Raw genomic sequence first — 18,571 nt, forward strand, 5'->3', positions numbered from 1 at the left:
TAATATTGAGCATTATCTGGTGTTTTATTCACCATTTATGTATTTTTCCTTGCGTGGTTGATTCAGCGCTGAATATTCATTTCTCAAAGCATCATCCTATGAATAAAAAATTGATTTTAATGAGTGCTTTCTCATTGTGTGTCAGCGGTTGTGTTGCTACGAAGCAGCCAGCCCAACCCAGCTCATCGAGTGTCGCGTTTTCGAGCTTTCAGGCCGTTAGTTCGCAGGTTTCTAGCGTGCAAGCCGTTAGCTCTATGGCTAGCAGTAGCGTGGCCATTCATAGCACATCTGCAATAATTTCTAGCTCCAGTCGTGCTGCTATTTTGCAGCCGGTATGGGCGATTAATGTTGGCGGTGATGCGGTCACAGTGATGGATATTGTGTATGAAGCAGATGATTATTTTAATGGCGGTAAGGTAGGTTCGAGCAATGACCCTATTAGCGCGACGATGAGTGACGCACTTTTTCAGAGTGAGCGCTTTGGTGAGTTTGGTTACCAGCTGCAAGTCGATGATGGTGTGTATCGTATTGAATTACAGTTTGCTGAGCAATATTTTACCAACGCGCAAAAGCGTATCTTTAGTATCGATATTGAAGGCTACAAAGCGGTTGATCGCTTAGATCTGATCGCTACCGTCGGGCACGATACGGCGTATACAGTTATTCAAGATGGCATACGCATTACCGATGGCATTCTAAATATCGATGCAATCAGCCATACCGAAAACCCGACTTTAGCGGCTATTACGGTATGGCCCTCTAATGCGGCAGTGGTAAATGATTCGATGAGCTCAGTAAGCAGCTCAAGTGCTTCTTATAGCTCTGTGCCTACGGGTAATTTTGACCCACGAGGTCACGAAGGTCCGCTTTTTGGTAATATGACCGAGCAGGAGCGTATGGAGAAATATTTTCATACGGTAAAAGTAACAGGCACAACACGTATTGAGGCTGAGCACTTTGCCACTCAGCGTTATGGGAATCGTGATTATCGCGGTGCTCGTTGGTTTATGGTGCAAACCGATACCTTTAGGGTTAAAGACCATCCAGAGTTTGCCGACCGCTGCGCGATGGCGAAAACCGAACTGGAAGAGCTTAACAATAATAGTGTGAAATATGGCGGCCAAACAGTGAAGCAAATTATTGCCAATGGTTGGGGTCGCAGTCAGTTAAATACTTTCTTTGAGCCTAAAACAACTGGCACTGGTCGCGAAGATGCCAAAGGACTAGGTGTGACAGAAATGATAAAACGCTGGCAGTGTAATCCGATCGAAAATAATAGCGCCAACAACGGTTTTAACTATGATCAAGTGATTAACGCGGCGAGTGGCAAGGCGGTGTTAAGTTTGTTACCCGACATGCTATACGACAACCACAATGAGGCGCCACATGGCGGTAGTAACTGGGGGCCCAATAAAGACTTAGCCCCTAAAGTGTATTACCGTGTTAATTTACCGAAAGCGGGTAAGTATGAATTAAAAATACGTGCATTTCGCCACAATACCGATTCAGGTAGCGGTCATTACGGGCACACCGCCGACCCAGATATGCGCACTCACTTAGACGGCCGCGTTGATATTAGCGGTAAGAATAAATGGGCGACCATTACACAAGTGATTGATGTCGCTGGCACTGGTGAACACTATATTACACTGGCAGGCCGTGAAGACGGCTTTATTTATGATTACTTTGATATCTCAGCTAAGTAACTTAACGGTATGCATAGGGTAGGGGTGAGGCAGTAATGCTCCAGTCTCTGTTTTCTACTTTCTCAGCGGCGTTGCTCGAAGCGTTATATGCCTAGGTATTTGGTACAGCCTGTGAAGACATTTAGTCAGTATAAAGTTCGAGATATATTGTCTATGTACTCATCGTCGTTTTTGAGGACTTTATTAATCTATTTTTGAGCCAAGCATACGTGCGATCGTACCGTCTTTATCAATAAATTGATGTTTTATTGCGCCAAAAATATGCAGCACAATAAAAAGAATCAGTAGCTTGCTGCCAATGCCATGGATGGCACCACCGATTTGCCCAAGTATCTCTATGGCTTCTATCTTAGGGATGACTTGAATACCAAAAACAGCTAAACCATAGCCACCGCCGACAGACATAAAAATGCCAGACAAAGGCATAAATACTGTGCCAGTAATTAATACCCAGTGCGTGAATTTTGCTAGGGTCATTTGCCAATTTGGGCCTTGACTGAGTGGTTTAGGAAAGCCATTTTTTATACGCCAATAAATTCGTATAACAGCCAATAATAGAATGATAGTGCCAAATGATTTATGTAATCCCATTAATGCGCCCTTTTCGGGGCTGCGTGGTAGCTCCTCTAAATACAAACCAAAAACCAGCATTATTATAATACTCAATGCAATAATCCAGTGCAGGCTAATAGTGATAGGGCTAAATTTACTGTGTATATCTTTCATGATCCGTTCTCTATTGTCATTGAGTACTCATCACAATTGTGATGGTGCAGTCTATTTGAATACTGTTTATTAAATGCGGCCTATTGCAGGCATCATAGGTCGAGTCTACTTGTCTAATATGATATCTCGGTGACACCGACCCATAACAGAGTCGTTAAGCCTTTTTGATAGGCGAAACACTAAAGGCTTCGTTAAGCACTCGGACTTCGCGTTGAGGAAAGGGTATTGAGAAACCATGCTCTTGCAGCGCCTCTAAAATCAATAATAATAGATCGCCGCCCACACGATTAGGGCCATCATCAATACCTTCCATCCAAAACTCTACAAACATATTAATCCCTGAATCGCCAAAGCTGTCGATTTCACAGTCTGGGCGCTCCTCGATAGGGAGCTCTTCACCACTAAGTACTTGTGGGTGACTGGCTACAACGGCCTTAATAATATTGACGAGTTTGCGGATATCGGAGTTGTAAGCAACACTAAAGTCAACGCGATAGCGCTGCTTTTGGTTTTTGTGTGTCCAGTTGATGAACTTCTCAACAATAAATTTTTCGTTCGGTACTACAATGTCTTTACCGTCGTAGGTTTCTAGGGTTGTGGAACGCATACTGAGCTCGCGTACAATACCCGTGCTGCCATCTGCCAGCTCCACATAATCGCCAATCGATACGGTGCGATCTAATAAAATAATAATACCAGAAATAAAGTTAGAGGCGATAGCTTGCAAACCAAAGCCTAGACCTACACCAACGGCACCACCAAAAACAGCCAGTGCGGTTAAATTAATCCCCATAATCTGTAGTAATACCAGTGTAATTAAAACGAAAATTCCAATTTCAAATAGCTTAGCTGCAACCTCTTTGGTACGCAGATCTAGATTTTTTTGCCGCCGAATAATACTTTTACCCGTAGTGTTGGACACTCGTCCTAACCAAAATAATAGCGAGCCAAAAATCGTGACGCGTACAATGCCATAAGCTGAGATATTGATGTTACCAACGGTCATGGATATCGATTCTAAAACACTAATAAGCCCAGGCAGTACACCCACCATATGTAAAAAAATCATTGGTATGCCAAGCCAGCGCAAAATATTGGTAATGACAGCATTATTTACAAAGCTGTTAATAAAGGAGTTAAAAAGTAATAACAGCGCTATGGTGAGTGCTGTTTGAACAAGCCAGCCTTGCTGTAAGGTGACTGCGGTGAGTTCTACTGATAAGCGTAAGAAGCAAATCGCAATGAGTGGGAAAATAAAGTTACCTAGCTTTGCAGCAAAAAGTCGTAAAGGATAAGCTTCAAGGGTGGACAGTGGCTGATTAAATAACCGGCTACTTTTTTTAATGCGGCGGCCTAAAAAAAAGGCACTCAAGTATATTGTTAATACGATACTCAGCTGTACATACGTAGCCGATTGCGAGAGTGCAGTGATAGTATGCTCTTGGGCTGTCGTGAGTAAATTAGCGAGCTGGGGTTTTTCCATGATGGCCTCTAAAGTACAAAATAATGTGTGAAGAATACACCTAAATGGCTTCGGCAAGGCATATAATTGTTTCTATTTTACGGGAGATTATTGTGTTGCAAACACAGTGGTGGGGCGATTTTAATGTGGTACAAGGTCAAGCACTAAGCTGGACGCTCGGCGAGCGAGCCATTGTGATTGAGCGCAAAGCCTCGGAGTGGAATAGCTGGAATATCGAAACTCCTGAGGAAGTGTGGGAACCGCTCATTTGTCGCGTTTTAGATGCTCAAGCTTTGCAGGTTACGGCCTTGGAAGAGGCTGATACATTGGCGCATCAAGAGCACTTACTCGGTAGCACAAAGTATTGCGATATTCGGCGTGTACACCTTAAAAGTCTCATGCGCCATCTGCAAGCGCCGACCACTGGTGAGCTGCATATTGCGCCCGCACTGGCCGATCGCTCTATTGTTGTACGCTTAAGCTCTCCGGTACGTCTACTTGCTGGCGAGCAGGCGCGCATTTATGTGAGTACGCCGTTATGGTTTCAGGCCTCTGCGATGCCGGGCCATTTAATCATGCTAGATACTCCGTTTTGGCAGCCCTCTGATTCGTGGTTTGGCGCGAATACACGCGATGGTGAATTCTGTTATGCCAAGTATACCGATGCACGACTACAACTGGATTTACTCACGCCCAGAGCGCATCGTGCTATTACGCCTATAGTGGTCAATAATAAGCGTGATGCGCCGCTCGATATTGAGCGATTAAATATCCCTGTCCCTTTACTGAGTTTGTATAGTGATGTTAATCATCAATTATGGACCCAGTTGTTAACCGTCACACGCGATGAAGGGGGCGAGCTGGCCGAGTTGCTGCTGGCTAAGCAGGCGCCGGAAGAGGCAAAAGAGGCGACGCTTGTGGCTGAGCCACGTATTAAAATAGAAAAGCACGCCTTTACTCGGGCACTAAGTAGTTTATTTGCCTAGTGCTAATGGCATTGTGTCACCGCCATTAATCGATACTTAAGTTAATTGTCAACCACAAATTAAACCTACCCTACCTAAGGGGCGGAAACCTTGTTAATGAGTCTATTATGGAAGAAGTCAAAAGTTTTTTAGTTCTTTTAGAGTCCTCTAAACTCTTGCCTATTGCACGCGCTATTTTATTGCTAATGGCGGGTTACTTTTTAGGCCGTTTGGTGAGTGTCACTGTTATCAAAATCACACATAAACATTTTACCGCTCATGGTCATCTTGTGCTCAAGCGTGTTTTATTTTATGGCATATTTGCATTGTTTGGCATATCGGCATTACGCCAATTAGGCTTTGATTTGAGTGTCGTTTTAGGTGCGGCAGGTATTTTAACAGTCGCGATAGGTTTTGCTTCGCAAACCTCGGCGTCTAATGTAATTAGCGGTATCTTTCTGATGGCAGAGCGACCTTTTTCGATAGCAGATGTTATTCGAGTGGGAAGTACGACAGGCGAGGTTATCTCTATTGATTGGCTATCGGTTAAGTTACGAACTTTTGATAATTTATTTGTGCGAATACCCAATGAAACAATGATTAAATCAGAAGTGACCACGCTCACAAAATACCCTATTCGGCGAGCTGATTTAATGATCGGTATTGCCTATAAAGAAGATATCGAAGCTGTACGTGAATTGCTATTAGAGATTGCCAATAAAAATCCATTATGTTTGGTTGAGCCCGCACCTTTATTTATTGTTCAGGGTTTTGGGGCATCCTCTATTGATTTGCAATTTTCGATTTGGGCTAAACGTGAAAATTTTTTAACGCTTAAAAATAGTATGTACGAGACGATTAAAAAATCATTTGATGACAATGACATAGAAATTCCTTTCCCGCATTTAACCGTCTATGCCGGCTCACAGACCCAAGATTTCCCTGTCATGAACAAAGCGCCCTAAGGAGTATCGCTGATCTACTTGGGCAACCCGGTCACAAGCTTGGGGTTAAATGCGAGTTACAAAAGCACAGCGAGTTGAATCATAATGCAGGGTATAATACCTTTATAGATATCACTCATTTTTATCTCTTTTGGCGCTATCTCTCCATAGGCTTGGACCATATTTGAGTGGCTCTTCGGCTAACTTTGTGCGCACTAACAAAACCCCTATAAATACAAAAAATGGCACAGCAATTAAAGTTGTTTTGGTGAAAATACCCAATAAGCGTTCAGGTATAAAAATCAATCATTGTGGACGAAGTGACCACTGGTTACCCCAATGCCGACGAACCACAAGCTAACGCCGCCTACAGGGAAAGTAACCCGATAGCCCAGCATTAATGCAAGGTGCATACAGCCAAAAAGTAAAAAAGGGATCCATTCCATTATTGCTTGTTTGCCACAACGCTGTGCACATGTTGGTCAATAATGATAAGTTGTTGCAGCGTATCAGTGATTGCTTGCAGTGTGAGTACGATGCAATTGACAATTAAGAGCGATCTTAAAATAAGTACAGACCGATACCGCCGGCGTCATTAGAGGCTTCTTTTAAAGACCACGATACGTACGAGGTCTCAGCTCAGTACAATGGTGGCCAGCGTAAAAGGTAATAAAATAGGCTGCCGACAAGATCACCCCGCGCTTGTTGATAGGGCTTAAAGTGGCGGTCAAAAATATCGACCGGCACATGACCTTGTTCTGCCAAAGTAGAACCGCTAGCGCACATGATGGCTGCTGCATGAAGATAAGTGACGAGCCCTTGGGTACCGATTGGGTTGTAATTCAAGGCGGCGCGCAGCTGTTGTCACAAATACCATACATAACGTCACCCAAGACACAGCGCATCCGAGATTGCGATTTAACGCAGTGATAATGAGGCTTATTGATTCCATAGGAGCAGCATGGGTTGACTCGCTGAGTGCTCGGCGGGCAGGTGATGGGGGTAATCGATTGGAGCAGTATTATGTATGCATTGCTGTATCGTTTTTAATCTAATTGTGTTCTAGATCAACTTTCCATAAAACTGAAACAAAACTGTCACATTTGGCGACTACGATGGACCGACTTAAAAAGGTATTAGCCGAACGCTTTGTCGGCGACAATTTTATAAACGAGGGTTTAATTGTGAAAAAATTACTTTTAGCAGCTGCGTGTGTAGCGGGTTTTTCTGTAGCGCCACAGGCGTTTGCCAACCGTGATCACATCATGGTGGTGGGTTCTTCTACTGTATTTCCGTTTTCTAAGGTTGTGGCTGAGCGCTTTGGTCGTAAAACGAATTTCAAAGCCCCCAAGATTGAGCCAACTGGTACCGGTGGCGGCTTTAAAGAGTTTTGTAAAGGTGTTGGCGTTGCGTTCCCTGATGTGGCCAATGCATCGCGTCGCATCAAAGAGAGCGAATATAAAGACTGCCAAGCGAATGGCGTAAAAGACATTGTTGAAGTGTTGATTGGTTATGACGGTATTGTATTGGCAAACTCTATCAAGGCTAAGCCAATGACTTTAAGCCTGAAAGATATCTTCTTGGGCTTGGCTAAATATGTACCGAGTCCCGATGGCAAAGAGACTTTAATTGAAAACCCCTATAAAACATGGAAAGACGTTAACCCTGTCTTGCCTGCGACTAAAATTGAAGTACTTGGTCCGCCGCCCACTTCAGGTACGCGTGATGCATTTGTTGAGCTAGCGATGGAAGGTGGTTGTAAGCAGTTTGGCTGGATCAAAGCCATGAAGAAAACAGACAAAAGCAAGTACAAAGCCTTGTGTCACGGTGTTCGTGAAGATGGCGCTTATGTTGAAGCGGGCGAAAATGATAACTTAATTGTACGTAAGTTGAGCGAAAACGCACAAGCTTTGGGCATCTTTGGTTTTAGCTTCCTTGACCAAAATGCTGATAAAGTACAAGCGGCAAAAGTGGGTGGTCAAGCCCCTACTTTTGAAAGTATTTCTGATGGCAGCTATGTGGTTTCTCGCCCTTTATACTTCTATGTGAAAAAAGCCCATGTTGGCGTTATTCCTGGTATTGAAGAATTTTTGGCTGAGTTTACCCATGACCGTGCTTGGGGTGAAGAAGGTTATTTGACCGAGAAAGGTTTAATTCCTTTATCTGATGCTGAGCGCGCTAAAGTTGGCGCCAGTGTTAAGAACCTACAATCTCTTTCACTGTAAATAGAAAAACTATGCTAATGTTGCGCCCAAAATTTACCGTTGTATGACATTTTTGTTACAATTCGCTGATTGGTCGTCGACTGACCAGCGAATGTCGGCATAAACTTACAAGGACGGCGGTAGTAGCTGGTGACTCTTGCATAACGTAGTTAGCGCAAATAATGTATTGAAAGCATAATATAAGGATTAAAGTAACTATTCAGTCAAGCGGCAGGTTTCACCCGGAAGGGTGTTATGGGTTTTGCTGGGCATTACGTCAGGGCGTTTTAATGACGCCCATCGATGGCTTGGGCAAATCGAGGCAATGGTGTCTATGCCGGTATGTCTGAAATCGTTACGAACTCAATACACAAGGGTTTGGACAATCAATGTATAAACTTACGGTGTACCTTGTTATGTCTCAGTACCTTATTAAAGCGTTAATCGTCATCAAGCTGACATTATCATCCCCGAGAATAGCCCCTATGAATTGTGGGCTATTTTTTTGCATTTAGGTTAGGTGTAACGACTGTGGAATCTTCAGTACTTGTTATTGCTATTTTTGTGTTGGGCATTATTGCCTTTGTAGTGGGGCGCTCGCGCTCGGTTGCTATTTCGCAAAATGTTGGCGGCATACGTTTTTTAAATTCTTTACCTTTCTATTATGGTGCATTGACTGCTTTGTGGTGCGCCATTCCCAGCTTTTTAGTCTTCGCCGTGTGGTCTTTGTTTGATGACGCGATTATTCGAAGCGCAATTATTGCGACTTTACCTGCTGAAGCAGCAGAGAGTGTCGGTGGTAATCTTAATTTACTCTTTAACCAAATTTACAATGTATCGGTTGATGCGGCAGGCTCCGAGAGTGCACCTGATTATATGGTGGCAGCCGCTCAGCATTTACATTCCATGCAGTCGATTAGCCGCTGGGCCTTAACGGGCTTGGTGTTAGCGTGTGCTCTCGGCACATCAATTGTGGTGTGGTCACGCATCAATCCACAGCTCAAGGCGCGCTATCAGGTGGAGCGCGTCTTTAGAAGCTTTTTGTTTTTGTGTTCTAGTCTCGCGATTTTAACGACGATCGGCATTGTTGTATCGGTGCTATTTGAGTCGATCCGCTTCTTTGCCATGGTATCGCCTATTGACTTTTTGTTTGGTCTAGAGTGGAGCCCGCAAATGGCTATTCGTGCCGACCAAGAAGGAAGCTCCGGCAGTTTTGGCGCTATTCCTTTATTTACCGGCACTTTGTTAATTGCCCTAATTGCCTTAATTATTGCCGTACCTTGCGGTTTGATGACGGCAATTTTCTTATCTGAATATGCCAGTTCACGTATACGTGACATTATTAAACCAATGCTCGAGGTATTGGCGGGTATTCCTACGGTGGTATATGGCTTTTTTGCTGCTTTAACAGTGGCGCCTTTTATTCGCGATATGGGCCTGAGTATTGGTTTGGATCAATGGTTGCCCATTAGCTCTGAAAGCGCATTAGCGGCGGGGCTTGTTATGGGCGTCATGATTATTCCATTTGTATCGTCTTTGTCTGATGATGTGATTAATGCCGTACCGCAATCTTTGCGTGACGGTGCGTTAGGCTTGGGTTCGACACGTTCAGAGGTGATCAAGCAAGTGGTGATTCCGGCTGCGCTGCCAGGTATTGTTGGTGGCGTTTTATTAGCGGCCTCACGTGCGATTGGTGAAACCATGATTGTGGTAATGGCGGCAGGTTTAGCCGCCAACTTAACACTGAACCCGCTTGACTCTGTTACTACGGTAACAGTACAAATTGTCACCTTACTCGTTGGTGACCAAGAGTTCGATAGCCCTAAAACACTGGCGGCTTTTGCTCTGGGATTGATGCTGTTTTTGGTCACTCTGAGCTTGAACTATTTTGCCCTTCACATTGTTAAGAAATATCGAGAGCAGTATGACTAGCCCTAATAATAGTAAGCCTTTATCTCAGCAAGCCGCGCTGGTACAAAAAAGTTTAGCTAAGCGCTATGCCTCCGAAAGGCGTTTTAAAGCGTACGGCTTGGCCTCTGTTTTGTTTGGTTTGTGCGCGTTGCTTGTCTTGTTTGTTGAGATTTTTGGCGGTGGTTTAAGTGGTTTTAAAACAACACAGGTTGCCTTAACCCTAGAGCTCGACTCGGATGTGCTCGAGGTGTATGACGCGACTAACCCCGATGAAATCTTGGCTGGTAACTACACCGGTGTGATTCGCAATGCGCTTAAAGAGCGCTTTCCCGATGCCACTGGGCGCAAAGAAAAGCGTGCGCTCTACAGCATGATCAGTGTTGGCGCGACCTACGACTTACGTGACCAGTTAGCGGCAGACCCTGATTTACTCGATACCTCTATTGATGTCTGGATATTGGCTGATGACGATATCGACACCTATTACAAAAGCTTGTCATCAGTACCTTATGCTGAGCGCATGAGCGACAAACAGCAGCAGTGGGTTCAAGATTTAATTGATAAGCAAGAGATTCGTACTATTTTCAACACGCGATTTTTTACCAGTGGCGATTCGAGCGAGCCTGAAATGGCTGGTATTCGAGGCGCTATTATGGGCAGTTTGCTGACCATGATGGTGACATTATTGCTGTCGTTCCCTGTGGGGGTCGCGGCGGCAATTTATCTCGAAGAGTATGCACCTAAAAACCGTTTAACCGACTTTGTTGAAGTGAATATCAATAACTTAGCCGCCGTACCGTCGATTATTTTCGGTTTATTAGGTTTGGCCATTTTTATTAACCTATTCGAAATGCCGCGCTCGATTCCGCTAGTTGGCGGTATTGTTTTAACGTTAATGACTCTGCCCACGATTATTATTTCCAGCCGCGCAGCGGTAAAAGCGGTACCCCCGAGTATTCGTGAGGCGGCATTAGGTATTGGTGCGTCAAAAATGCAAATGATTTTGCATCATGTGCTGCCTTTAGCAATGCCGGGTATGCTCACCGGAGCTATTATTGGCATGGCGCAGGCGCTAGGCGAAACCGCACCGCTATTAATGATTGGTATGGTTGCCTTCATTATGGATGTACCCGGAGCCATTACAGACCCTGCAACGGTGATGCCTGTGCAAATATTCTTGTGGTCTGATAGCCCAGAGCGCGCGTTTGTCGAAAAAACATCAGCCGCTATTATGGTGCTGCTCATGTTCTTGATGTTTATGAATGCTATGGCGGTATTACTGCGCAAGCGTTTAGAGCGCCGTTGGTAGGCGTGGTCTGTAAATAATGCGGGAAGTATCATTTAGCTCAACGCTTCGTCATATTTCCCCTCTTGTATCCTAAAGGTGTAATAAAATGCAAGATACCGTTATTGAATCAAAAGCCCCGACTGCCAAAACTGTGCAGGTGGAGCGTACTAAAAAGACAACTAAAACAGAATCGAATGCAATGAATGCTAAAAGATCCCCAACCGAAATCGCCGAAAGCATCACCGAAACTGTGGGTAAGCCTTTGGCGCAAAACGCCAAGTTGGCTATGCGTAATGTCAATGTGCATTACGATCAAAAGCAAGCCGTATTTGATGTGAACTTAGATATTGCTGAAAACCAAGTAGTGGCCTTAATTGGGCCCTCTGGTTGCGGTAAGTCAACTTTTTTACGTTGCTTAAACCGCATGAACGATACGATTGATATTTGCCGTGTAGAGGGTAGTATCCAGCTCGATGGTATGGATATCTATGACAGTAAATTAGATGTAGTGCCTTTGCGCGCACGCGTAGGTATGGTGTTTCAAAAGCCCAATCCATTCCCAAAGTCTATTTATGATAACGTGGCGTATGGTCCGCGTATTCATGGGTTGGTGAATCGCCGTGCTGACCTTGATGATGTGGTTGAGTCTAGTTTGCGCAAAGCTGGCCTATGGGAAGAGGTTAAAGACCGTTTAGAGTCACCTGGTACAGGTCTTTCGGGCGGGCAGCAGCAGCGCTTATGTATTGCGCGCACAATTGCGGTAAGCCCTGAAGTGATTCTAATGGATGAGCCTTGCTCGGCACTTGATCCTATTGCAACAGCCAAAATCGAAGAGTTGATTGCCGAATTAAGCCAAAACTTTACGATCGCAATTGTAACGCACTCTATGCAGCAGGCGGCACGTGTTTCAAATCGCACGGCGTACTTTCATTTAGGGCGTCTCGTCGAGGTTAACGAAACCGAGAAAGTCTTCACAAACCCTGATCATGAGCTCACAGAGGCTTATATTACTGGTCGATTTGGTTAAAATAGCTGCCATTATTTGATGTTTGTTGGGTTTTAGTCTTGAATGCTTGCTTAAACTTATGTAATGCTGGGTGGCTCATTCAATTTTATTTAAACGGCAGCCTTTTTAATCAATGACTGACGTACTTTTTAGGTAACATCATGGAAAATCTTCATATTGACCAACACATATCTCGCCAATTCAACACCGATTTAGAGCACTTGCGCGAGCATTTACTAGAAATGGGTGGCTTGGTCGAAGAGCAGGTAGCGGATGCAGTACGCGCGATTGAATCTGCCGATAGTGAGCTCGCCGAAAAGGTATTGCGTACCGAAGATGAAATTGACCGCCGCGAAGTGGCCTTAGATGAAGAGTGTACACTGGTTTTGGCACGCCGCCAGCCAGCAGCTTCTGATTTACGCTTGGTGCTGATGGTAACTAAGGCTAACCGTGATCTAGAGCGCATGGGCGATGAGGCTGATAAAATTGCTCATATGGCGATTGCGCTAAACGATGCCGGCGGTGCAACCTCGCCACGTGGTTTTGTTGAGCTACGCCATATCGGCAACAGCGTGCAAGCGTTAGTCAATCAATCACTCGATGCTTTTGCTCGCTTTGATGTACAAACAGCTATTCAGGTTGTTAAAGGCGATAAGCAAGTCGATCGCGATTATGGGTCTGCCATGCGTGAGCTGGCAACGTACATGATGGAGGATCCGCGCTCAATTACACGTGTTATGAATATTATTTGGGCTCTGCGCTCATTGGAGCGTATTGGCGATCATGCTCGCAATATTGCCGAGCATGTTATTTACTTGGTTCATGGTATGGATGTGCGACATACCAGCGTGGGCGAAATCGAAGCGCAGCTTGAAGAGCGAGAGTAGGTGCTATAGGAAATAGGCGTTAAAATTGCAAAGCCTATGTAATGAGACCGAAATGGGTTGGCTTTCCAATAAGCAGATATAAAAAAACCACCTAAAGGGTGGTTTTTTTATATCTGCTTATTGTGTTCGTTGCTTAATGAGTACTTCTAGCGTTTATGAGCACTTCTAGCGTTTATGAGTACTTCCAGCGTTTAAATGCCCAGAAAATAATTCATCAGTACCCTACCCCTATCGGGTGAATTTTTTCAGCTTGGCTCAATAGTGGCGCTAAACATTAAACATTAAACAGAAAGTGCATAATATCGCCGTCTTTAACGATATAGTCTTTACCTTCTTTGCGTGCTTTGCCAGCAGTTTTTGCCCCTTGTTCACCTTTGTATTCAATGAAATCATCATAGGCAATGGTCTCTGCACGAATAAAGCCTTTTTCAAAGTCGGTATGAATAACACCGGCTGCTTGAGGGGCTGTTGCGCCAACAGGAATTGTCCATGCGCGCACTTCTTTAACGCCGGCTGTAAAATAGGTTTGTAGGTTGAGCAGCTCGTAACCTGCGCGAATAACGCGGTTTAGGCCCGGCTCCTCCATGCCTAAGTCTTCTAAAAACTCGGCCACTTCATCAGCCTCAAGTTCGGCGATTTCCGCCTCTAGCTTGTTGCAAATAGGCACGACCATGGCATTTTCGCTGGCGGCAATCTCACGCACTTTGTCTAGATGCGGGTTGCTCTCAAAGCCATCTTCTTGCACGTTAGCAATATACATAGTGGGCTTTAAGGTTAAAAAATTTAAGGCTTTAAGGTCGGTTAACTCATCATCTGTAAGCGTTGTGAGTGAGCGAAGCGGGAGGGCTTCGTTGAGATGAGGTAATATTTTTTCGAGCAGCGCTTTCATTTTTATTGCATGCTTGTCTTGACCTTTGGCTAGCTTGGCTAGGCGTTGAATGCCTTTTTCGGCAGTGTCTAAGTCTGATAGCGCAAGCTCAGTATTGATGGTGCTGATATCGTTCTCAGGGTTGATGGCGCCATCAACATGAATGACATTTTCGTCATCAAAGCAGCGTACAACGTGCGCAATTGCTTCGGTTTCACGGATATTTGCTAAAAACTGATTGCCCAGCCCTTCACCTTTAGAAGCACCGGCGACCAAGCCTGCAATATCAACAAACTCCATCGTAGTGGGGATTTGCTTTTCGGGGTTAACCAATGCGCTGATGGCTTCTTGGCGAGGATCGGGCACTGCAACAATCCCTGAGTTAGGCTCGATGGTGCAAAACGGGAAGTTTTCGGCGGCGATGCCTGATTGAGTCAGCGCGTTGAATAAAGTAGATTTTCCGACGTTGGGCAGGCCAACAATACCGCATTTAAAACCCATGATGATGTCCTGTAAGGCTGGTGTTATCTAAAAGTGGATGATATTAAATTATGTGCGGGCTACTTTGCTTGGGTGTGTAGCTCTTTCATAGCTTTTTCCCAGTGGCCAGCGGCAATGTCGGGCATGACGTTTAGGGCATGACCGATAGCGTCTTGTGTTAGGGCGAACTCTTGTTGCGGGGCTTTTTTGAGCACAAAATCAGCCACCAGCTTGGCATGGCCTGGGTGGCCAATACCGAGGCGTAAGCGAGCAAAATCTTTGTTGTTGCCTAAGGCGCTTATCATATCGCGTAAACCATTGTGGCCGCCGTGACCGCCACCGACTTTAAGTTTGGCGATACCCGGAGCAAGATCGAGCTCGTCGTGGGCCACTAAAATAGCTTCTGCAGGTATTTTGTAAAACTGGCACATTGCACCGACGGCTTTGCCGCTAAGGTTCATGTAGGTGGTGGGCACTAATAGTCGAATATCGCGGTTGTGAATGTTGATGCGCGCGCTATGACCAAAAAATTTAGGTGTACTTGTGAGTGTGCCGCCATATTTATGGCATAGCTCGGTCACAAAGTCTTCGCCAGCGTTGTGGCGGGTGTGTTGATATTGTGAGCCCGGATTACCCAGGCCCACAATAAGCTGAACAGGTGCTTTCACAATTGGTCAGCCTCTCAATACTTATGCTTCTGTGGTTTCTTCTTCGGCATCGCTGTCATCACTAACGCCTTTAGGCTTAATGATTGATGCTACAGGTAGGTCGTGGTCTGCGCCGTGACTTAATGCAACAGAGCTAACGCCTTCGGGCAGTTTGATGTCGGAAATGTGAACGGTTTGGCCCACTTCAACATCAATCAAGTCCACCTCGATGTACTCAGGTAATTGGCCTGGTAGACAAGAAATATCTAGCTGAGTCATGGTGTGGTTAACGATACCGCCACCCACTTTAACGCCTTTGCTAGTTGTTTCGTTAACGAAGTGCAAAGGTACGCTGACGGTAATCGCGCTATCGGCTGATACGCGTAAAAAGTCAGCGTGTAAAATAACCGGCTTAGCAGGATGGCGTTGTAGGTCCTTTAGGATAACGCTTTCCGCTGTGCCATCAACTTCGATGGTAATGATGTGCGAGTAAAACGCTTCGCTATCTAAATGCTTGATGAGATCTTTATGCACTAGTGTAACGCTTTGCGGGGCTTTGTCGCCACCGTAAATGATAGCAGGCAATAAGCCTTGCTCGCGACGCAGGCGGCGGCTCGCACCTTTCCCTGACAATTCGCGAGATGATGCGATAACTTTAAAGTCTTCAGTAGACATGGGTGTATCCTCAGTATGTGTAGTGCGCCGCGACCTGCGCACTACGATTTAAAATGCCGATAAGATATCAGCGGGTTATTAATGCTCTTTGGGGCGTTTTTATCGTGCCCTAGCGGAACATTGCGCTTAAAGATTCTTCATTGCTAATGCGCCGCATGGCTTCGGCTAGCATAGGTGCTAGTGTGAGTTGCCTGACTTTACCGTGTTCACGCAATGCCGCTTTTAGTGGGATAGAGTCTGTCACCACGAGCTCGTCTAGCTCTGACTGCGCAATGCGCTCAACAGCAGGGCCCGAAAGAATAGGGTGCGTACAATATGCCACTACTCGGCGTGCGCCATGGGCTTTAAGGGCGGCGGCTGCGTGGCAGAGTGTGCCTGCAGTATCGACCATATCATCGACCAATAAACAGGTTCGGTCTTCGACTTCACCAATAATATTCATGACCTCGGCTACATTGGCCTTAGGGCGACGCTTATCAATAATAGCAAGATCAACGCCCATTTCTTTGGCAACGGCGCGTGCACGCACAACGCCACCGATATCAGGAGAGACAATTGTGAGGTTTTCAAAGCCTTGCTGCTCGATATCGTTGAGCAAAACAGATGACCCGTAAACGTTATCGACTGGCACATCAAAAAAGCCTTGGATTTGCTCGGCGTGTAGGTCAACGGTCAATACGCGGTCAACGCCAGCGGTTGCCATCATATCAGCGACAAGACGCGCACTAATGGGTACGCGAGCCGAGCGCACACGGCGATCTTGGCGGGCGTAACCAAAGTAGGGGATAACAGCGGTAATGCGACCTGCTGAAGCGCGATGAAGAGCGTCAACCATCAATAACAATTCCATGATGTTATCGTTCGTTGGAACGCAGGTAGACTGCACAATAAAAACGTCGCGACCGCGAACATTTTCGTTGATTTCTACAGAAATTTCACCATCAGAAAACAGTGAGGCTGTCGCGTCCCCTAGAGGGATGCCTAGCTGGTCAACTATTTTTTGAGCGAGATCGGGATTAGCGTTTCCGGTAAAAACCATCAAATCAGGCACGTGATCACCTTGTATATCGGTTAAACATCAAATGATTAATCAGGGATTTGCAGCAACTGCAGTAATTCACAGTAGAGGAAAGCTAGAGAAATTGGCTGGGATGGCAGGACTCGAACCTGCGAATGGCAGGATCAAAACCTGCTGCCTTACCACTTGGCGACATCCCAGTAGATGCACATTTATATCAATGCGTGTAGCGGCGATCTGTTAACACCCTTGGCAATAAAGCCTTCAATGTTTTCAGGTTTGCTAGCTAATACATTTCTCGCACTTGCTTCACTGTCAAAGGCTGCAAATACGCAGGACCCTGTTCCTGTAAGCTGCGCTGGCGAAAAAGAGCTAAGCCAATCAACCGCTTGCTTCACTTTTGGGTGATGTTTAATAACAACATCTTGACAATCGTTTTTGACGTTTGATCTGTCGTTTTCGTTGTCCCCCTCAAGGAAGGCCGCCACTTTAATGATCGGAGTATCTCTTGTCAAACTTTTTTTTGAAAAAATTTCAGCAGTAGAGATATGAACATCAGGGCGAAGGACGACAAACCACTTGGCGGGTAAATCAACGGGCGTGATTTTTTCGCCAATCCCCTCAGCCCAAGCGCTGCGCCCATGGATAAATACAGGGACGTCAGCGCCCAGTGTCAGGCCCAGTGCCGCGAGTTCATCTAGGCTAAGTCCTGCGTTCCACAGCTTATTAAGTCCGAGTAGCGTAGTCGCGGCATTAGAGCTACCGCCACCAATGCCGCCACCCATAGGTAAGCGCTTGATGAGCGTAATGTTTGCTCCCAGCTGTGCGCAGCTGCTTTGCTGATGTGACGGTTTGAAGTGCTTTTTTTGTGTATTTTTTTGCTTAATGTATTTTTGCAGTAAGTGGGCAGCTTTGATAATCAGATTTTGAGCGTTGGGTACCCCGACCATCTCAGGTGTGAGCGTTAGCTCGCCGGTGGTATTGCTCGTAAAACTGAGTTCATCGCCATAATCCAAAAGTTGAAAGACTGTTTGCAGTAAGTGATAACCGTCTTCGCGCTGACCGTTAATATGTAAAAATAAATTCAGCTTAGCAGGGCTTGGTAATGTTAAAGGGGTATTTATCGCTGACATTTACGGTTGAGTCCATTGTTTAATAATCACTAAAACGGTCACGCCTTGGCGGCTCGCAACTACTTTACCCGGTAGCCAGAGGTCTTGGTAGTGTTGATGGCGGCTAAACGCAAGGTCCCAACCTTGCTGCTGAAGTTGACTAAGCGCCCCATGCTGGGTGAAGTGTTGCTTGTCTACAACGCCTTGAGGTGCTGGTAGGCCTTTGATCCAGTATTGCAGGTCGCTAATGGGCGCTTGCCAGCCGACGGTTTGTTGGAGTAGTTGTTCGGCGGTCCTCGCACGTTGTGGTGGGCGCTCGGGAACTTCGAGTGTTACGCCTTTTGAGGTACGGCGTAGCCAGCTATTGCCATAACCAAAAGGCCCAAAAAAGTTAATGTCATAATTATTATTAAATTGCTGCCATTCAAATGATGCGCTGTTAGGGTCGCCTTGAGCCGAAATCTTGATTTTGCCTTTTGCTACCCATTTATTGAACTTTGCCAGCTTTTTGCGGTGTTTTTGAGCCAAAATAGCAACAGCGGGGTCGATGGGTTGGAGTGAGCTAGAGGTGTTTTTTTGTGGGTTGAAAGATTGACAGCCCGCTAAGCTGATAGCAAGCAAGAGCAGTAAAAAGCGCATGTGTTTAACCCTGTAAGAGGTGGATGTCGGTGT

General features: G+C 45.6%; 16 protein-coding genes and 1 tRNA gene. 8 read left to right on the top strand and 9 right to left on the bottom strand.

The features are described from left to right. Window positions 1-98: 98 nt before the first annotated feature. Window positions 99-1,706 (top strand): malectin domain-containing carbohydrate-binding protein, encoded by a 1,608-nt coding sequence (locus AC438_RS09475; protein WP_053981021.1) that lies wholly within the window; start codon window positions 99-101, stop codon window positions 1,704-1,706. 183 nt (window positions 1,707-1,889) lie between these two features. Here AC438_RS09475 and AC438_RS09480 read toward each other — a convergent pair whose 3' ends face one another. Continuing rightward, complete coding sequence (locus tag AC438_RS09480) at window positions 1,890-2,432, bottom strand: cytochrome b (RefSeq protein ID WP_053981022.1); 543 nt, start codon at window positions 2,430-2,432, stop codon at window positions 1,890-1,892. A 154-nt stretch (window positions 2,433-2,586) separates the two neighbouring features. Further along, entirely contained in the window at window positions 2,587-3,915 is a 1,329-nt protein-coding gene (locus AC438_RS09485; protein WP_053981023.1) for a mechanosensitive ion channel family protein, read from the bottom strand. Window positions 3,916-4,007: 92 nt separating this feature from the next. On the opposite strand from AC438_RS09485, the gene AC438_RS09490 reads away from it, so the two are divergent. The 7 genes from AC438_RS09490 to phoU all read left to right on the top strand — a co-directional run bounded on the left by AC438_RS09490 (window position 4,008) and on the right by phoU (window position 13,099). Continuing rightward, window positions 4,008-4,880, top strand: coding sequence for a hypothetical protein (locus AC438_RS09490; protein WP_053981024.1), 873 nt, complete (start codon window positions 4,008-4,010; stop codon window positions 4,878-4,880). A 107-nt stretch (window positions 4,881-4,987) separates the two neighbouring features. After that, window positions 4,988-5,824, top strand: a complete 837-nt coding sequence (locus AC438_RS09495; protein WP_053981025.1) for a mechanosensitive ion channel family protein — start codon at window positions 4,988-4,990, stop codon at window positions 5,822-5,824. A 1,163-nt stretch (window positions 5,825-6,987) separates the two neighbouring features. After that, window positions 6,988-8,028 (top strand): substrate-binding domain-containing protein, encoded by a 1,041-nt coding sequence (locus tag AC438_RS09500; protein WP_053981045.1) that lies wholly within the window; start codon window positions 6,988-6,990, stop codon window positions 8,026-8,028. A 510-nt stretch (window positions 8,029-8,538) separates the two neighbouring features. Next, the gene (pstC, locus tag AC438_RS09505; RefSeq protein ID WP_053981046.1) at window positions 8,539-9,939 is read left to right on the top strand and encodes a phosphate ABC transporter permease subunit PstC; all 1,401 of its coding nucleotides are present in this window, start codon (window positions 8,539-8,541) and stop codon (window positions 9,937-9,939) included. Beyond that, window positions 9,932-11,227 (top strand): phosphate ABC transporter permease PstA, encoded by a 1,296-nt coding sequence (gene pstA / locus AC438_RS09510; RefSeq protein WP_053981026.1) that lies wholly within the window; start codon window positions 9,932-9,934, stop codon window positions 11,225-11,227. The genes pstC and pstA overlap by 8 nt, the downstream gene beginning before the upstream one ends. A 178-nt stretch (window positions 11,228-11,405) precedes the next feature. Beyond that, window positions 11,406-12,233 carry a phosphate ABC transporter ATP-binding protein PstB gene (pstB, locus tag AC438_RS09515; RefSeq protein WP_202904739.1) on the top strand — a complete coding sequence of 276 codons (828 nt, stop codon included), beginning with the start codon at window positions 11,406-11,408 and terminating at the stop codon, window positions 12,231-12,233. A 140-nt stretch (window positions 12,234-12,373) separates the two neighbouring features. Continuing rightward, entirely contained in the window at window positions 12,374-13,099 is a 726-nt protein-coding gene (phoU, locus tag AC438_RS09520) for a phosphate signaling complex protein PhoU (protein ID WP_172676675.1), read from the top strand. Between the two features lie 274 nt (window positions 13,100-13,373). Here phoU and ychF read toward each other — a convergent pair whose 3' ends face one another. The 7 genes from ychF to lolB form a co-directional block, all read right to left on the bottom strand. Next, window positions 13,374-14,468 carry a redox-regulated ATPase YchF gene (ychF, locus tag AC438_RS09525; RefSeq protein ID WP_053981027.1) on the bottom strand — a complete coding sequence of 365 codons (1,095 nt, stop codon included), beginning with the start codon at window positions 14,466-14,468 and terminating at the stop codon, window positions 13,374-13,376. A 59-nt stretch (window positions 14,469-14,527) separates the two neighbouring features. After that, window positions 14,528-15,115: an aminoacyl-tRNA hydrolase gene (gene pth, locus AC438_RS09530; RefSeq protein ID WP_053981028.1), complete on the bottom strand. Its 588-nt coding sequence runs from the start codon at window positions 15,113-15,115 to the stop codon at window positions 14,528-14,530. A gap of 21 nt (window positions 15,116-15,136) precedes the next feature. Further along, window positions 15,137-15,769: a 50S ribosomal protein L25/general stress protein Ctc gene (locus AC438_RS09535; protein ID WP_053981029.1), complete on the bottom strand. Its 633-nt coding sequence runs from the start codon at window positions 15,767-15,769 to the stop codon at window positions 15,137-15,139. A gap of 109 nt (window positions 15,770-15,878) precedes the next feature. Continuing rightward, window positions 15,879-16,808, bottom strand: coding sequence for a ribose-phosphate pyrophosphokinase (locus tag AC438_RS09540; protein WP_053981049.1), 930 nt, complete (start codon window positions 16,806-16,808; stop codon window positions 15,879-15,881). A gap of 104 nt (window positions 16,809-16,912) precedes the next feature. Next, window positions 16,913-16,987 (bottom strand) — tRNA-Gln (locus tag AC438_RS09545). Window positions 16,988-16,999: 12 nt separating this feature from the next. Further along, the gene (gene ispE / locus AC438_RS09550) at window positions 17,000-17,920 is read right to left on the bottom strand and encodes a 4-(cytidine 5'-diphospho)-2-C-methyl-D-erythritol kinase (protein WP_202904738.1); all 921 of its coding nucleotides are present in this window, start codon (window positions 17,918-17,920) and stop codon (window positions 17,000-17,002) included. Continuing rightward, window positions 17,921-18,538 (bottom strand): lipoprotein insertase outer membrane protein LolB, encoded by a 618-nt coding sequence (gene lolB, locus AC438_RS09555; protein WP_053981030.1) that lies wholly within the window; start codon window positions 18,536-18,538, stop codon window positions 17,921-17,923. It abuts the gene before it with no gap. Between the last annotated feature and the right edge of the window lie 33 nt (window positions 18,539-18,571).

The sequence above is a fragment of the Marinagarivorans algicola genome, assembly GCF_001292705.1.
GTDB lineage: Bacteria > Pseudomonadota > Gammaproteobacteria > Pseudomonadales > Cellvibrionaceae > Marinagarivorans > Marinagarivorans algicola.